This is a genomic window from Microseira wollei NIES-4236, from assembly GCF_020521235.1.
GTDB classification, from domain to species: domain Bacteria; phylum Cyanobacteriota; class Cyanobacteriia; order Cyanobacteriales; family Aerosakkonemataceae; genus Microseira; species Microseira wollei.
Map to the genome: position 1 here is coordinate 1 of NZ_BLAY01000805.1, position 225 is coordinate 225.

Consider the following 225-nt stretch of genomic DNA (forward strand, 5'->3'; position numbering starts at 1 on the left):
CGGCAGTTGGTTGTGAAGTTAGTACAATTTCGTAGGTATCTGTCGCGCCACCTTCGGTGATATTCCTGCTACTGCCGGATTGGGTAATTGTGACTCCGGCGGTATCGTTGTCGGTGATGTTGGCGGTAACGGAATTAATCGTAATTCCGTTATAGTTGGCGTCGCTGCTGGTAGCTGTATGAGAAATAGTGCCGCTATGATTTCCTTCGGCGACGTTATCGTTTG

The 225-nt window shown here is 48.9% G+C and carries 1 protein-coding gene; it reads right to left on the reverse strand.

Annotated elements, in window-relative coordinates; all coding sequences use genetic code 11:
- On the reverse strand, positions 1–225 hold a 225-nt coding region (locus tag MiSe_RS50560), incomplete at both ends, for a hypothetical protein (protein WP_226595169.1).